Raw genomic sequence first — 13,373 nt, 5'->3', positions numbered from 1 at the left:
GGATTCACTCACATCCGAACAAAATTATTGCGCCCATCCCCCCTCTTATGAAACCGTGTACCCCGACGGGGCATCGAAGCCATGCTCATATGCGGCAGCCGTATTCCGGTTCACAGCAAGGGATTTGTGAGATGTTTTCAATCAAGATTCTGGCCGGCGCTGTACTGGCGCTCGGAATTGCGTTGGCCTCGGCGAGTGCCCAGGTGGTGGTGTCGTCGAAGATCGACACCGAGGGCGGTGTGCTCGGCAATATCATCCAGCTGGTGCTGAACGCCAATAATATCCAGACTACCGACCGTATCCAGCTCGGCGGCACGCCCGTGGTACGCAAGGCGATTACAGCCGGCGAGATCGACATCTATCCGGAATACACCGGCAACGCCGCCTTCTTCTTCGAGAAGGCCGACGATCCGGTGTGGAAAGACGCCGCCAAGGCCTATGAGACTGCCAAGAAGCTCGACTACGACTCCAACAAGATCGTCTGGCTGTCACCGTCACCGGCCAACAACACCTGGGCGATCGCCCTGCGCAAGGAGGTCGCCGATACCAATAAGCTCGTCACCCTTTCCGACTTCGGCAAATATGTCTCGGGCGCCGGCAAGGTGGTGCTGGCGGCCTCCGCCGAGTTCGTCAATTCGGCGGCCGCGCTGCCCGCTTTCCAGAAGACCTATGGCTTCACGCTAAAGCCGGACCAGTTGATCACGCTGTCGGGCGGCGACACGGCGGCGACCATTGCCGCTGCGGCCAACCAGACTAACGGCGCCAACGCCGCCATGGTCTATGGCACCGACGGCGGCATCGCGCCCTCCGGCCTTGTCGTGCTTGAGGACGACAAGGGTGTGCAGCCGGTCTACCAGCCGGCGCCGATCATCCGCGAGGCGGTGCTGAAGGAGCATCCCGAGATCGAGACACTGCTGAAGCCGGTGTTCGCCAAGCTCGACCTTGTCACGCTGCAGGAGTTGAATGGCCGCGTGCAGGTTGGCGGCGAGCCGGTCAAGGGCGTCGCTGAGGACTTTTTGAAAAAGAACGGCTTCCTGAAGTAAGGCGATTCCGGCGCTCCGCTTTCGAGGTGCGCCGGATCGGCCGATGGGGGAGGGCGTGCGCATCCGGTTCGACAAGCTCGGCGTGGTCATCGCGGCGATATCGGCCTATGCGGCTTTTGCGGCGCCATTCGCCACCTTCCGCGCCAATCGCATCGTACCCGGTGAGACGCGCTCGATCGTCGAATCTTTGCCTGCGACGGTCGGTCCGCTGTTGATGGCGATTGTTGTCGCAGCGGCGCTCATTGCGCTGCTGAAAACGCCGCTTGTTCTGCGCCTCGCCGCCAGTGTGGTTGCGCTTGCGGCGCTGGCGCTGCTGATCGGCGTTGCCGGCAGTTTCCTGACACCTGCCGGCAACACCTTCGCCCGTATCTCGCCGGCTTCGGGCTTTTGGCTGCTTATCTTCGCCTTCACGCTTCTGCTCGCCGACGTGCTTACGCGGCTGAACCTGTTGCCGCAGGCACGGATCGGCGTGCTTGTTGTCGCCGCCGCGGCGATCGGGCTGCTGCTCGTCTCGGGAAGCTGGAACAGCCTGTCGATCCTCAAGGAATATTTCAATCGCTCCGATAGTTTTTGGGCGGAAGGCTCCAAGCATGTGACGCTGGCGCTGGGTTCGCTGGCGGCAGCGGTGATCATCGGCCTGCCGCTCGGCATCCTCTGCCACCGCGTCGAGAAATTGCGGGCCGGTGTGCTCAACGTGCTGAATATCATCCAGACCATTCCTTCGATTGCGCTGTTCGGCCTCTTGATCGCACCGCTCGGCTGGGTCGCTTCGCATGTGCCGGGAGCTGCCGCGCTCGGCATTCGCGGCATCGGCACGGCGCCGGCTTTCGTCGCTTTGTTCCTCTATTCACTGCTGCCGGTAGTGGCCAACACCGTGGTCGGCCTCGCCGGTGTGCCGCGTGCCGCCAACGACGCAGCGCGCGGCATGGGCATGACCGACCGCGAGCGGCTGTTCGGCGTCGAGTTTCCGCTGGCTTTCCCGGTGATCCTCACCGGCATCCGCATCGTGCTGGTGCAGAATATCGGCCTCGCCACGATTGCCGCGTTGATCGGCGGCGGCGGCTTTGGCGTGTTCGTATTCCAGGGGGTCGGCCAGACGGCGATGGACCTGGTGCTGCTCGGTGCTGTTCCCACGGTGGTGCTGGCCTTCGCCGCTGCCATCATCCTCGATGCAGTGATCGAAATGAGCGCCAGCAAGCGCAGGGTTGAAACGGCATGATCGAGATCGAAGGCATCACCAAGCGCTACGGCGAGACGACAGTCGTCGACGACGTGTCGATAGTAATCGAGCCGCGCAGCATCGCCGTCATCGTCGGCACCTCCGGCTCCGGCAAGACGACGCTGCTTCGCATGATCAACCGGCTGGTCGAGCCGACATCGGGCGTGATCAAGCTCGACGGCGTCGATAACCGCTCGGTCCCGGATTATGAGCTGCGTCGCAGCATCGGCTATGCCATCCAGGGCCACGGCCTGTTTCCGCATCGCACGGTGGCGCAGAACATCGCCACTGTGCCGGTATTGCTCGGCTGGGGCGCCAACCGCATCAAGGCCCGCGTCGACGAGCTGATGACGCTATACCAGCTCGACCCGCAAGCCTACGGGCCACGCTATCCGCATGAGCTTTCCGGCGGCCAGCAGCAGCGCGTCGGCGTCGCCCGGGCGCTTGCCGCGGAACCCAACGTGCTGTTGATGGATGAGCCCTTCGGCGCGCTCGATCCGATCATCCGCAACAAGGCGCAGGAGGATCTGCTGGCGATCCAGAAACGCTTCGGCACCACCATCATCCTCGTCACCCATGACATGGAAGAGGCCGTTCACATGGGCGACAAGATCGCGGTGATGGATGGCGGCAAAGTAGTGCAATATGCCGCGCCGGCCGAGATACTGGCGAAACCGGCCAGCGCGTTTGTCGAGACCCTGGTTGGCGCCAGCGAAAAACCGTTCCGGCTGTTGTCGCTTGGCCGGGTGCGCGACGCGGTGGAAAAAGGCACGGCCGAAGGCGAGGCGATCCCCGGTGACGCCAGCCAACGCGACGCGTTGGCCGAACTCCTGTGGTCGGGCCGCCCGGCACTTCCGGTGAAGGATACCGACGGCAAGCCGCTTGGCCGCGTCACTGTGGACGGGCTGGTTAAGCGAGCGGCGAGGCCGGCATGAAAGCCTGGCTTCCGTCGCTGCTCAGGCTGGCCTTGGTGGTAGTGCTTATTGCCTTCGTCACCAATCCCGGCTGGTTCGAACCGCTGCTGAAGCCGCTGACAGAGAACAACGCGCCGGTAATCTACAATCAGGGCAGCCTTTTGACGTTGACGCTGCTGCATCTGCGGACCGTGCTGATCGCGACGGTTGCCGCGGCGATCGTTGCGGTCGCGCTCGCCATTCTGGTCACCAGGCCAGCCGGCGCCGAATTCCTGCCGCTGTCGCGCAGCCTGGTCAACATAGGCCAGACCTTTCCACCGGTGGCGGTGCTGGCGCTTGCCGTGCCGGCGGTCGGCTTCGGCGAAAAGCCGACGCTGATTGCGCTGTTTCTCTATGGCCTGCTGCCGATCTTCGAGAACGCGCTGACCGGCCTGACGACGCTGCCAGCCAACGTCGTCGAGGCGGCGCGTGGCGCCGGCATGACTGGCTGGCAAAGGCTGGTCAAGGTCGAACTGCCGCTCAGCGCGCCGATCATTCTCGGCGGTATCCGGCTGTCGGTGGTGATCAGCCTTGCCACCGCGACCATCGGCTCGACAGTCGCGGCGAGGACATTGGGCGAGGTGATCATCGCCGGCCTACTGTCGAACAACCTCGCCTTCATCCTGCAGGGCGGCCTGATCGTCGCCGCCCTTGCCGTACTGATCTATGACGGGCTGTCGGCGATCGAGCGCTACACCGCGCGGCGCATGGGACGCGAGGCGGAGTAAGCCTCTCCGAGCGAACTTCGTTTCCTTTCAGCGGCCGATCGAACGCGCCGGATGATCAAGCGTCAGTTCGAGCGCCATACCCGTCCCGCTGGCGATCCAGCGGCGGCGGATGACGGCGAAATCGTGCTGTGTACCGGCTCTAACCACAGAGACCAAGTCGCCCACAGCGCAATCACTATCGAGATCGAGGGCTTCGACAGTCTCGGCAATGTCTTGCTTGCCGGCATAATGTCTTGCAATGGCTGTGAGTACGATGATCACTGGGCCACCCGTTGCGCGATCTTCGGGACTCGGCGATTGATGAGTGCGATGCCCCGATCTTTCAGCAGGAGTTCTTGCCATGACCGCGCGTTTCTCCAAGATCGTCATGTGTTTGTGTCTGGCGGCTTTCGCCTTCCTCGTCGCCTTTGGCAACATCACCGATTACGGCTCAAACTTCGCCTTTGTCCAGCATGTGCTGAGCATGGACACGACCTTTCCCGGCAACGCACTGATGTACCGCTCGATCACCAACCCGGCCTTGTGGACGGCAGGCTACTGGCTGATCATCCTTGGCGAGGCGCTGACCTGCCTGCTCTACCTGATCGCCGCCTGGCAACTCTGGCAGGCGCGCAACGCCAGCGGACAGGCTTTCAACGATGCCAAGAAGTTCGCCATCATTGCCGCCACAATGGGCTTCCTCGTTTGGTATTTCGGTTTCATGGTCGTTGGCGGCGAGTGGTTTGCCATGTGGCAGTCTTCGACATGGAACGGTCAGGAGGCGGCGTTCAAATTCTACATGACCATGCTGGTGGTGCTGGTCTTCGTCGTCCAGCCGGACGGCGACCCGCGCAAAGCTTGACGGCCCTTCGTCGATTTCAATCGATCTTACCGGATGGCGGTGTCGACAGGCGCACTGCCGTCCAGCCTTTTGGGCGAAACCGGGATCTTTTGGGCGAAAGCCGGACAAGAACCGAACAATATCTTGACGTTCCGAGCCCTGTTTCGCATAAGCCGCTGCGAAGGGACGGATTCCGGTTGCGGAAATTCGTCCCCTGTCTCAACGGCCCGGGGAGGGGTTCTTTTGGGCCACCAATCGAGGAAAATTCGGCAATGACCATAATTTCAGCTGTCATCGCCTGCGGTCTGCTTTCAGTCCTTTACGCCATCTGGGCGACACGTTCGGTTCTCGCGGCCGATCAGGGCAATGCACGCATGCAGGAAATTTCCGCGGCCATCCGCGAAGGCGCGCAGGCTTATCTGGCGCGCCAGTACACCACCATCGCCATCGTCGGTGTCGTGGTCCTGCTGCTCGCCTGGTGGCTGCTTTCGATTACCGCCGCCATCGGCTTCCTGATCGGCGCCGTTCTGTCGGGTGCCGCTGGCTTCATCGGCATGCACGTCTCGGTGCGGGCCAATGTGCGCACCGCGCAGGCGGCTTCCAACAGCCTCGCTGCCGGCCTCGAGATCGCCTTCAAGTCGGGCGCCATCACTGGCATGCTGGTAGCTGGCCTGGCCCTTCTCGGCGTCTCCATCTACTACCTGATCCTGACCCAGTTCATGGGTCTGCAGCCAAACGATCGCGTCGTCATCGACTCGCTTGTTTCGCTCGGCTTCGGCGCCTCGCTTATATCGATCTTCGCCCGTCTCGGCGGCGGCATCTTCACTAAAGGCGCCGACGTCGGCGGCGATCTCGTCGGCAAGGTTGAAGCCGGCATTCCCGAAGACGATCCACGCAATCCGGCCACCATTGCCGACAATGTCGGCGACAATGTCGGCGATTGCGCCGGCATGGCGGCCGACCTGTTCGAGACCTATGCAGTGACTGTGGTCGCCACCATGGTCCTGGCCGCCATCTTCTTCGGCGGCACCGCCGTTCTCGGCGCGGCCATGCTCTATCCGCTGGCCATCTGCGGCGCCTGCATCCTCACCTCGATCGTCGGAACCTTCTTCGTCAAGCTTGGTTCCAGCGGCTCGATCATGGGCGCGCTCTACAAGGGCCTGATCGTCACCGGGGTGCTGTCGATTGTCGGCCTTGCCGTAGCCACTTCGGCATGTATCGGCTGGGGGGAGATCGGCACCGTCGCCGGCATGGCTATTACCGGCACGAACCTGTTCATCTGCGGCCTTGTCGGCCTTGCGGTGACCGGCCTCATCGTGGTGATCACCGAATATTATACCGGCACCAACAAGCGTCCGGTGAACTCCATCGCCCAGGCCTCGGTCACCGGTCACGGCACCAACGTCATCCAGGGCCTCGCGGTCTCGCTGGAAGCGACGGCGTTGCCGGCGATCGTCATCGTCGGCGGCATCATCTCGACATACCAGCTTGCCGGCCTCTACGGTACGGCGATCGCGGTGACGACGATGCTCGGCCTCGCCGGCATGATCGTCGCGCTCGATGCCTTCGGCCCGGTTACCGACAATGCCGGCGGCATTGCCGAAATGGCCGGCCTGCCCAAGGAAGTGCGCCAGTCAACCGACGCGCTTGACGCTGTCGGCAACACCACCAAGGCGGTAACCAAGGGCTACGCTATCGGCTCGGCCGGCCTCGGCGCGCTGGTGCTGTTCGCGGCCTACTCTAACGACCTGAAGTTCTTTGCCGCCAATGGCGACAAATACCCCTACTTCCAGGGCATGGGCGACGTCTCCTTCGACCTCTCCAATCCTTACGTCGTCGCCGGCCTGATCTTCGGCGGCCTGATCCCGTATCTGTTCGGCGGCATCGCCATGACCGCCGTCGGCCGCGCCGCGGGCGCTATCGTCCAGGAGGTGCGCAAGCAGTTCCGCGAGGATCCGGGCATCATGGCCGGCACCTCGAAGCCGAACTATGCGCGCGCCGTCGACCTTCTGACCAAGGCAGCGATCCGGGAGATGATCGTTCCATCATTGCTGCCGGTGCTGGCGCCGCTGGTGGTTTATTTCGGCGTCCTCCTGATCTCCGGTTCGAAGGCATCCGCCTTTGCCGCGCTCGGCGCCTCGCTGCTCGGCGTCATCGTCAACGGCCTGTTCGTTGCCATCTCGATGACCTCCGGCGGCGGCGCCTGGGACAACGCAAAGAAGTCGTTCGAAGACGGTTTCGTCGACAAGGACGGCCTCAAGCACCTCAAGGGCTCCGAAGCGCACAAGGCTTCGGTGACCGGCGACACGGTCGGCGATCCCTACAAGGATACTGCCGGCCCAGCGGTCAACCCGGCGATCAAGATCACCAACATCGTCGCGCTGCTGTTGCTGGCCGTTCTCGCGCACGGCTAAGCTCGGTCGCTATGGCCTTAAGACAAAAACCCGCGGGATCGCTCCCGCGGGTTTTTCATTGCCTGAGATATGCCGCTTACAGGGAAGCGAAAGGAACGGAAGGAAGCCGACACCCTCGGGTGGATCAGGTGCCGCCGAGCGTGCTGCCGCCGCTGGCGCCGGGAACGCCAGGCGCCAGCTTACTGGCGCCACTGATGATCTGGCTGAGGAAGTTCTGGTCCTTGCCGCCGGTCGGCGTGGTGCGCGAGATGAAGTCGAACACCTTGCCGTCCTTCAAGCCATAATTGGCGATCTGGGTGACGCGCCCGTCATCGCCAAAATAGACCGCCAGCACATGTTGGTCGACCAGCCGCGGCTTGTCGAAGGCGACATAGCGCTTGCGCGTCTGAGAAATGTAATAAAAGGCCTCGTTATCGAAGGTCGCCTTCGTCGAGGGAGTGCCGAGCGCCAGCAGCACCTGTTCGCGGCTTGAGCCGACCGGCACCAGGTCGATCGCCTGCTGGTCGATGACGTAGCCTTGCGTCAGCGTCTCGCTCGGATTGAGATCGCCGATCATCTTGGACGAATTGCAGGCGGAAAGTGCCGCAGCGATCACCAGCAGCGAAACCGCACCGCCGGGCCTGGGCAGGAAAGTCGACTTGAATTTCAGCGCGCGCAACTACAACTCCATAAGCTGGCCGCAACTTGCGCTGGGCCGCAAAACCGGTAAACCAGCTTGCTTGCCGATGCAACAAGGCCACTTCAACAAACGGTCCCGGGAGACCACCCTCAAATGTTCCAGCGCCTCTTTGGCCGCGAACGACATGCCAACCGCGCCATCACCGAGGCGCTTTACGCACAAATCGTGGCGGCGGCGCGGCAAACGGTGTTTTATTCCGCCTGGAACGTGCCGGACACGCCGCTTGGCCGCTTCGAGATGCTGTCGTTACATATGTTCCTGTTCCAGCACCGATTGCGCGGCGAGGGCGGTGCCGCGGCGGAGGTTGCGCAGGTGCTGATCGACGAGTTCTTCATGGATGTCGAACATTCGTTGCGTGAATTGGGCATTGGCGACGTCGGCGTGCCGAAGCGAATGCGCAAACTGGCGAAGATGTTCTATGGCCGTACCGCCGCCTATGATGATGCGCTGCAACGAAATGACCATGATGCACTCGCCGCCGCCCTTGCCCGCAATGTCAGGCCGGATGCCGGCGCCTGGCCGCAAGCGTCGCAACTGGCACTCTATGCCGCCGATGCATCCAGGCAACTCACGGAACAGCCGACCGAATCGATCGTTTCCGGCACGGTGGCATTTCCCGTGGCCAACGCTTGAGCGGCGGCAGGCCGAATGAAGATGGCGAAGTGGAGGCGAACATGAAACGTCCTGATATCCACAGCCCAGTGTCATTCCGGGCAAATGTCGCTCGGCTGCCGCAAAAGGGGCTGCCGGTGGTGATCGATGCCGACGCCGGGCAGCGCGCCCTGCTGGCCGCCGAGCACGAGCTGCTTTCGGTCGAAAACTATCGCGCCGAACTCCTGGTCGAGCCTTGGAAGCGCAACGGGGTGAAAGTCAGCGGCCATGTCGAGGCCGATGTAACGCAGGCCTGCATCGTCACCCTCGACCCGGTCAAGGCGCATATCGACGAGCCGGTCGAAGCGCTGTTCCTGCCGGAGCAATCCAAGCTCGGGCGGCAAGGTTTCGACGGCGGCGGTGAGATCCTGCTCGACGCCGAAGGGCCGGACAGCCCGGAGACCTTTTCCGGCGACGCCATCGACGTCGGGGCGCTTGCCGAACAGTTCTTTGGCTTGGCGATCGATCCCTATCCGCGCAAGCCCGGTGTGTCGCTGGAGGCCGCCGGCGATGCCGAGCCTGTGGAGAATGAATTCCAGCAAAAGCTCAGATCACTGTTGGGAAAATCCTGATAGCTGATCCAATTTGAGAAAAGTTGGTTGTGCGGCAGCCCAAAACCGTTATTTTCGCCGAACCTTCGCGAGCCCCGTACCTTGGCAAGCCCGCTGGCCAAGCAACCGTGAGATAACACCGCGTGATCAGGATTTCCATCGATGCCATGGGCGGCGATCACGGGCCAAGCGTGGTCATCCCGGCGCTCATGACTGTCGCCACCCGCCGTCCGGACATACGCTTCGTCATTTATGGGCGCGAAGAAGTGGTACGGCCCGAACTCGCCAAATTCCCCAAGCTGGCGGACGTGAGCGAGTTCATCCACTGCGAGATCGCAGTCCGGATGGACGACAAGCCGAGCCAGGCGCTGCGCCATGGTCGCTGGAAATCATCGATGTGGAAGGCCGTCGAGGCGGTCAAGGCAGGCACTGCCGACGCCTGCATCTCAGCCGGCAATACCGGGGCGCTGATGGCAATGTCCAGGTTCTGCCTTCGCACCATGGCGACCATCGATCGCCCGGCAATCGCAGCGCTCTGGCCGACATTGCGCGGCGAAAGCGTGGTGCTGGACGTCGGCGCCACTATCGGCGCGGATGCGCATCAACTGGTTGATTTTGCCATTCTGGGCACCGGCATGGCGCGCTCGGTTTTCGGCATCGAACGGCCGAGCGTCGGCCTGCTCAATGTCGGCGTCGAGGAGATCAAGGGTCAGGAGGAGGTCAAGGAGGCGGGCCGCATGCTTCGCGAGGCCAACATGGCCTCGATGAACTACCATGGCTTTGTCGAGGGTGACGACATCGGCAAGGGCAGTGTCGACGTCGTCGTTACCGAAGGATTTGCCGGCAACATCGCGCTGAAGACGGCGGAAGGCACGGTCAGGCAGATCGCCGGCTACCTGCGCGCGGCGATGAACCGGACGCTGATGGCCAGGATCGGCTATATCTTCGCGAAGACCGCCTTCAATCGCCTGCGCGAGAAGATGGATGTCGGCCGCTCCAATGGCGGCGTCTTCCTCGGGTTGAACGGCATCGTGGTGAAAAGCCATGGCGGGGCTGATTCGGATGGCTTTGCGGCGGCGATCGAGCTTGGCTACGACATGGTACGCAACAATCTGCTTGACCGCATCGAAGCCGATCTCGACCTGTTCCATGCCCGCAATCCGAATGCCCAGACAATCCGGAAATCCGACGTCGTCATCGACGCAAAGGAATAGGAAAGAGCATTGATCAGATCAGTCGTGCGCGGCACGGGCGCCGCGCTGCCCCGCCGCATTATGAAGAATGCCGATTTCGAAGGCATGGTCGAGACGTCGGACGAGTGGATTGTCCAGCGCACCGGTATTCGCCAGCGCCACATCGCGGCCGACGACGAGACGACGGCCTCGCTGGGCGAGGCGGCGGCGCGCGCAGCCCTCGACAGCGCCGGCCTGATGGCGGACGACATCGACCTGATCGTGCTGGCGACCTCGACGCCCAACAACACCTTTCCCGCGACCGCGGTTGAGATCCAGAACCGGCTCGGCATGCACCACGGTTTTGCCTTCGACCTGCAGGCGGTTTGCTCCGGCTTTGTCTATGCAGTGACGACCGCCGACCTCTATATCCGCGGCGGCTTGGCCAGACGGGTGCTGGTGATCGGCTCGGAAACATTTTCGCGCATTCTCGACTGGAACGACCGCTCGACCTGCGTTTTGTTCGGCGACGGCGCCGGCGCGATGGTGCTGGAAGCAGGCACGGGAGCAGGCGGCATCGCCGACCGAGGCGTTCTGGCGGCCAGCCTGCGCTCCGACGGCATCCACAAGGACAAGCTTTTCGTCGACGGTGGGCCGTCGACCACCGGAACGGTCGGGCACCTCAGGATGGAAGGCCGCGAAGTGTTTAAGCATGCGGTCGGCATGATCACCGACGTCATCGAGGCGACGTTCGCACAGGCCGGCATCAGCGCCGCCGATCTCGACTGGTTCGTGCCGCATCAAGCCAATAAACGAATTATTGACGCTTCGGCCAAAAAGCTCGGGATAGAGGAGCGGAAGGTGGTGGTGACCGTCGATCTGCACGGTAATACCTCCGCTGCTTCCGTGCCGCTGGCACTGTCCGCGGCCGTCGCCGACGGTCGCATCAAAACGGGTGACCTGGTACTGCTTGAGGCGATGGGCGGCGGCTTCACCTGGGGCGCGGTCCTGCTCCGCTGGTAAGTGCCGAACTATCGGGTTCGGGTCCTTGACCTTGACGGATCAATTACTTAGGTTCTGCCGTTGCTTGTATCGATTTATGTTTTTGAGCTGATGGGACGGTTCGTATGGGGGGAAAGACACTTACGCGCGCCGACCTCGCCGAAGCCGTTTACCGCAAGGTTGGGCTGTCGCGTACTGAATCGGCTGAGCTTGTCGAGGCGGTGCTGAATGAGATCTGCGAGGCGATCGTTCGCGGCGAGACGGTGAAGCTGTCGTCCTTCGCGACCTTCCACGTGCGCTCCAAAAACGAGCGCATCGGGCGCAATCCCAAGACCGGCGAGGAAGTGCCGATCCTGCCGCGCCGGGTGATGACCTTCAAGTCGTCGAACGTGCTGAAGAACCGTATCCTGCGCTCCCATCAAAACAGCAAAGTCAAGGGCAGCAAGTAGCCGCCCAATCCCCCTTTGCCAAGAATCATGCTCCAGGCTTCGGTTGAAAAGCGAACCCTGCTTTTGCGCCGGGCTTGAATATTGTTTCATAAACCGCTGAAATAAGATGCGATTCGGTACGCCGGATCGGTATTTGGGTGTGATCCGTTCCGGCGGGACGGAAAGCTGCTCTCCTTGTTAAGTGTGATGTCGCCCGAACCCGGTTCCCGCCTTTCGCGATCATGCTCTAGCGTGAGGATTCGCCCATGGACAAGAGCCCTGATGCTTTCCGCACCATCAGCGAGGTCGCGGAGGATCTGGATTTGCCGCAGCACGTGCTGCGCTTCTGGGAGACGCGTTTCAACCAGATCAAGCCGATGAAGCGCGGCGGCGGCCGCCGCTACTACCGTCCGCAGGACGTCGAACTGATCAAGGGTATTCGTCATATGCTCTACGACCAGGGCTATACGATCAAGGGCGTGCAGAAGCTGTTGCGCGAGAACGGCAACCAGTTTCTGATCGCCGTCGGCAGTGGCGACATGGCGGCGGTCGAGGCGATCTCGCAGCGCCGACAGGCTGACACGGTACCGCTGACGCAAGCGGCGCAGCCGCGCGGCCCGGACGACGAAATGCTGGTCGGCCAACCGAGGGTGAAACCCAGCCGTCGTTTTTTCGGCATCGGCAAGACCGACGAGGAAGGTCCGGTTCCGCCGGACACGTCAAAGCTTTCCCGTGACAATCGCGCATTGCTGCAGGAGGCACTGTTCGACCTCCTGGAATGCAAGCGCCTGCTCGATCAGGTTCGCTAGAGCCCGCCGGGCTGACCGGAACGGTCTTCAGGGTCATGCGTTAGGCTTCCTTCTACATATGAAGGAAGCACGTCATGCCATCGCTTTCGAGCATCTCCGACACCGATCTGAACAAGCAGGTCGCGGCCCTGACCAGGGAACTGGCCACCTTGAAGAAAGCCGTGTTAAAGCGGGGCGGCGCCTTTTACGAAGACGGGCGCGATACCGCATCGGATTATTATTCGGATATCACTGAGCGCCTCGGCGACGCTTTGCCGGCAATCAGAAGGCAAGGCCGGGCGATCGAGAAGACCGCCCGAGATCACCCGGCGACGGCGGCCGCTGTCGGACTGGTTCTGGTCGGGCTCGTCGCCAGTCTGTTCCTCGGCGGCCGGCAGCAACAAGCACCGCGGGCGCGTTCAAGATCGGCACGTTGAGATAAGCAAATGGCGGTGGTCAGCGGACCGCCGCCATTTTTCGCCGACACGGAAAGCCCGGCAAGCACGCCGCCCTTGATCAAGCACCAGAACGCCTGATTGCGGGTTGTTCGCCCGAGGGTGTTTTCAGTACTTCTTCGCGACAACCTTCTTGTGATGGTGGCGGTAGTGGTGGACGCGGTGATGGTAGTGATGGCGGTGATGCTTCTTGACGGTGGTGTGCATCGTCGTTGCATTCGCGTTGCTTGCGCCGATGATCGGCATCGAGAGGGCAAGTGCGATTGCAAGTCCAAGGGCGGAGAGAAGAGGCTTGTTCATGACATCGTTTCCTTTTTGCGCAAGCGGAAATTGAGCGTCACTGATTCAGGTCGGTGACCCAATCGGTGCGGTTGGGACTATCGCCTTGGAGTTTTTCGGCCGTTTTTCCGGCCTGTAGAATTTTGTTTCCGAACTGTGTCTGCTGAGGATCCGGCCAGATGCCGGCGCGC

The 13,373-nt window shown here is 62.2% G+C and carries 16 protein-coding genes; 13 read left to right on the top strand and 3 right to left on the bottom strand.

The window, feature by feature from the left end; translation table 11 throughout:
* The first annotated feature begins 131 nt into the window (after positions 1-131).
* From osmF to NKJ13_RS18955, 4 genes are read left to right on the top strand one after another with little or no spacing between them, the layout of a single operon-like run.
* Entirely contained in the window at positions 132-1,043 is a 912-nt protein-coding gene (gene osmF, locus NKJ13_RS18970; protein ID WP_352590546.1) for a glycine betaine ABC transporter substrate-binding protein OsmF, read from the top strand.
* A 43-nt stretch (positions 1,044-1,086) separates the two neighbouring features.
* The gene (locus NKJ13_RS18965) at positions 1,087-2,262 is read left to right on the top strand and encodes an ABC transporter permease (RefSeq protein ID WP_352738293.1); all 1,176 of its coding nucleotides are present in this window, start codon (positions 1,087-1,089) and stop codon (positions 2,260-2,262) included.
* Positions 2,259-3,197, top strand: a complete 939-nt coding sequence (locus NKJ13_RS18960) for an ABC transporter ATP-binding protein (protein WP_352738295.1) — start codon at positions 2,259-2,261, stop codon at positions 3,195-3,197. Before NKJ13_RS18965 ends, NKJ13_RS18960 begins: the two co-directional genes overlap by 4 nt.
* Positions 3,194-3,943 (top strand): ABC transporter permease, encoded by a 750-nt coding sequence (locus NKJ13_RS18955; protein ID WP_352778001.1) that lies wholly within the window; start codon positions 3,194-3,196, stop codon positions 3,941-3,943. The genes NKJ13_RS18960 and NKJ13_RS18955 overlap by 4 nt, the downstream gene beginning before the upstream one ends.
* 27 nt (positions 3,944-3,970) lie before the next feature.
* Here the strand turns inward: NKJ13_RS18955 and NKJ13_RS18950 are convergent, their stop codons facing one another.
* Complete coding sequence (locus tag NKJ13_RS18950; protein WP_352506500.1) at positions 3,971-4,204, bottom strand: hypothetical protein; 234 nt, start codon at positions 4,202-4,204, stop codon at positions 3,971-3,973.
* A gap of 79 nt (positions 4,205-4,283) precedes the next feature.
* On the opposite strand from NKJ13_RS18950, the gene NKJ13_RS18945 reads away from it, so the two are divergent.
* A complete protein-coding gene (locus NKJ13_RS18945; protein ID WP_352477170.1) occupies positions 4,284-4,784 on the top strand; it encodes a DUF2165 family protein in 501 nt (166 codons plus the stop codon).
* 251 nt (positions 4,785-5,035) lie between these two features.
* Positions 5,036-7,177 carry a sodium-translocating pyrophosphatase gene (locus tag NKJ13_RS18940; protein WP_352738297.1) on the top strand — a complete coding sequence of 714 codons (2,142 nt, stop codon included), beginning with the start codon at positions 5,036-5,038 and terminating at the stop codon, positions 7,175-7,177.
* A 124-nt stretch (positions 7,178-7,301) separates the two neighbouring features.
* On the opposite strand, the gene NKJ13_RS18935 is transcribed toward NKJ13_RS18940, so the two are convergent.
* A complete protein-coding gene (locus tag NKJ13_RS18935; RefSeq protein WP_023674505.1) occupies positions 7,302-7,835 on the bottom strand; it encodes an outer membrane protein assembly factor BamE in 534 nt (177 codons plus the stop codon).
* 114 nt (positions 7,836-7,949) lie between these two features.
* Here NKJ13_RS18935 and NKJ13_RS18930 point away from each other — a divergent pair, with 114 nt between their 5' ends.
* The 7 genes from NKJ13_RS18930 (at position 7,950) to NKJ13_RS18900 (ending at position 12,885) form a co-directional block, all read left to right on the top strand.
* Entirely contained in the window at positions 7,950-8,489 is a 540-nt protein-coding gene (locus NKJ13_RS18930; RefSeq protein WP_352649989.1) for a ubiquinol-cytochrome C chaperone family protein, read from the top strand.
* Between the two features lie 41 nt (positions 8,490-8,530).
* A complete protein-coding gene (locus NKJ13_RS18925) occupies positions 8,531-9,079 on the top strand; it encodes a YceD family protein (RefSeq protein WP_352477174.1) in 549 nt (182 codons plus the stop codon).
* A gap of 122 nt (positions 9,080-9,201) precedes the next feature.
* The gene (plsX, locus tag NKJ13_RS18920) at positions 9,202-10,272 is read left to right on the top strand and encodes a phosphate acyltransferase PlsX (protein WP_352477175.1); all 1,071 of its coding nucleotides are present in this window, start codon (positions 9,202-9,204) and stop codon (positions 10,270-10,272) included.
* 9 nt (positions 10,273-10,281) lie between these two features.
* Positions 10,282-11,253, top strand: coding sequence for a beta-ketoacyl-ACP synthase III (locus NKJ13_RS18915; RefSeq protein WP_352506495.1), 972 nt, complete (start codon positions 10,282-10,284; stop codon positions 11,251-11,253).
* 104 nt (positions 11,254-11,357) lie between these two features.
* Positions 11,358-11,681, top strand: coding sequence for an integration host factor subunit alpha (locus tag NKJ13_RS18910; RefSeq protein ID WP_023674510.1), 324 nt, complete (start codon positions 11,358-11,360; stop codon positions 11,679-11,681).
* 245 nt (positions 11,682-11,926) lie between these two features.
* Complete coding sequence (locus tag NKJ13_RS18905; RefSeq protein ID WP_023674511.1) at positions 11,927-12,469, top strand: MerR family transcriptional regulator; 543 nt, start codon at positions 11,927-11,929, stop codon at positions 12,467-12,469.
* Between the two features lie 74 nt (positions 12,470-12,543).
* Complete coding sequence (locus NKJ13_RS18900; protein WP_352689380.1) at positions 12,544-12,885, top strand: hypothetical protein; 342 nt, start codon at positions 12,544-12,546, stop codon at positions 12,883-12,885.
* Between the two features lie 126 nt (positions 12,886-13,011).
* On the opposite strand, the gene NKJ13_RS18895 is transcribed toward NKJ13_RS18900, so the two are convergent.
* Complete coding sequence (locus NKJ13_RS18895; protein ID WP_352689378.1) at positions 13,012-13,203, bottom strand: hypothetical protein; 192 nt, start codon at positions 13,201-13,203, stop codon at positions 13,012-13,014.
* Positions 13,204-13,373 lie beyond the last annotated feature (170 nt).

Source organism: Mesorhizobium sp. M0174 (assembly GCF_040322275.1).
Classification (GTDB): domain Bacteria; phylum Pseudomonadota; class Alphaproteobacteria; order Rhizobiales; family Rhizobiaceae; genus Mesorhizobium.
Note: the sequence above shows the minus strand (reverse complement) of the source record. Positions and strands in the feature narration are given on the sequence as shown.

Coding starts and splice junctions, on each gene's coding strand:
- osmF (WP_352590546.1), top strand. CDS start 132: ATGTTTTCAATCAAGATTCTGGCCGGCGCTGTACTGGCGCTCGGAATT.
- NKJ13_RS18965 (WP_352738293.1), top strand. CDS start 1,087: ATGGGGGAGGGCGTGCGCATCCGGTTCGACAAGCTCGGCGTGGTCATC.
- NKJ13_RS18960 (WP_352738295.1), top strand. CDS start 2,259: ATGATCGAGATCGAAGGCATCACCAAGCGCTACGGCGAGACGACAGTC.
- NKJ13_RS18955 (WP_352778001.1), top strand. CDS start 3,194: ATGAAAGCCTGGCTTCCGTCGCTGCTCAGGCTGGCCTTGGTGGTAGTG.
- NKJ13_RS18945 (WP_352477170.1), top strand. CDS start 4,284: ATGACCGCGCGTTTCTCCAAGATCGTCATGTGTTTGTGTCTGGCGGCT.
- NKJ13_RS18940 (WP_352738297.1), top strand. CDS start 5,036: ATGACCATAATTTCAGCTGTCATCGCCTGCGGTCTGCTTTCAGTCCTT.
- NKJ13_RS18930 (WP_352649989.1), top strand. CDS start 7,950: ATGTTCCAGCGCCTCTTTGGCCGCGAACGACATGCCAACCGCGCCATC.
- NKJ13_RS18925 (WP_352477174.1), top strand. CDS start 8,531: ATGAAACGTCCTGATATCCACAGCCCAGTGTCATTCCGGGCAAATGTC.
- NKJ13_RS18910 (WP_023674510.1), top strand. CDS start 11,358: ATGGGGGGAAAGACACTTACGCGCGCCGACCTCGCCGAAGCCGTTTAC.
- NKJ13_RS18905 (WP_023674511.1), top strand. CDS start 11,927: ATGGACAAGAGCCCTGATGCTTTCCGCACCATCAGCGAGGTCGCGGAG.
- NKJ13_RS18900 (WP_352689380.1), top strand. CDS start 12,544: ATGCCATCGCTTTCGAGCATCTCCGACACCGATCTGAACAAGCAGGTC.
- NKJ13_RS18895 (WP_352689378.1), bottom strand. CDS start 13,203: ATGAACAAGCCTCTTCTCTCCGCCCTTGGACTTGCAATCGCACTTGCC.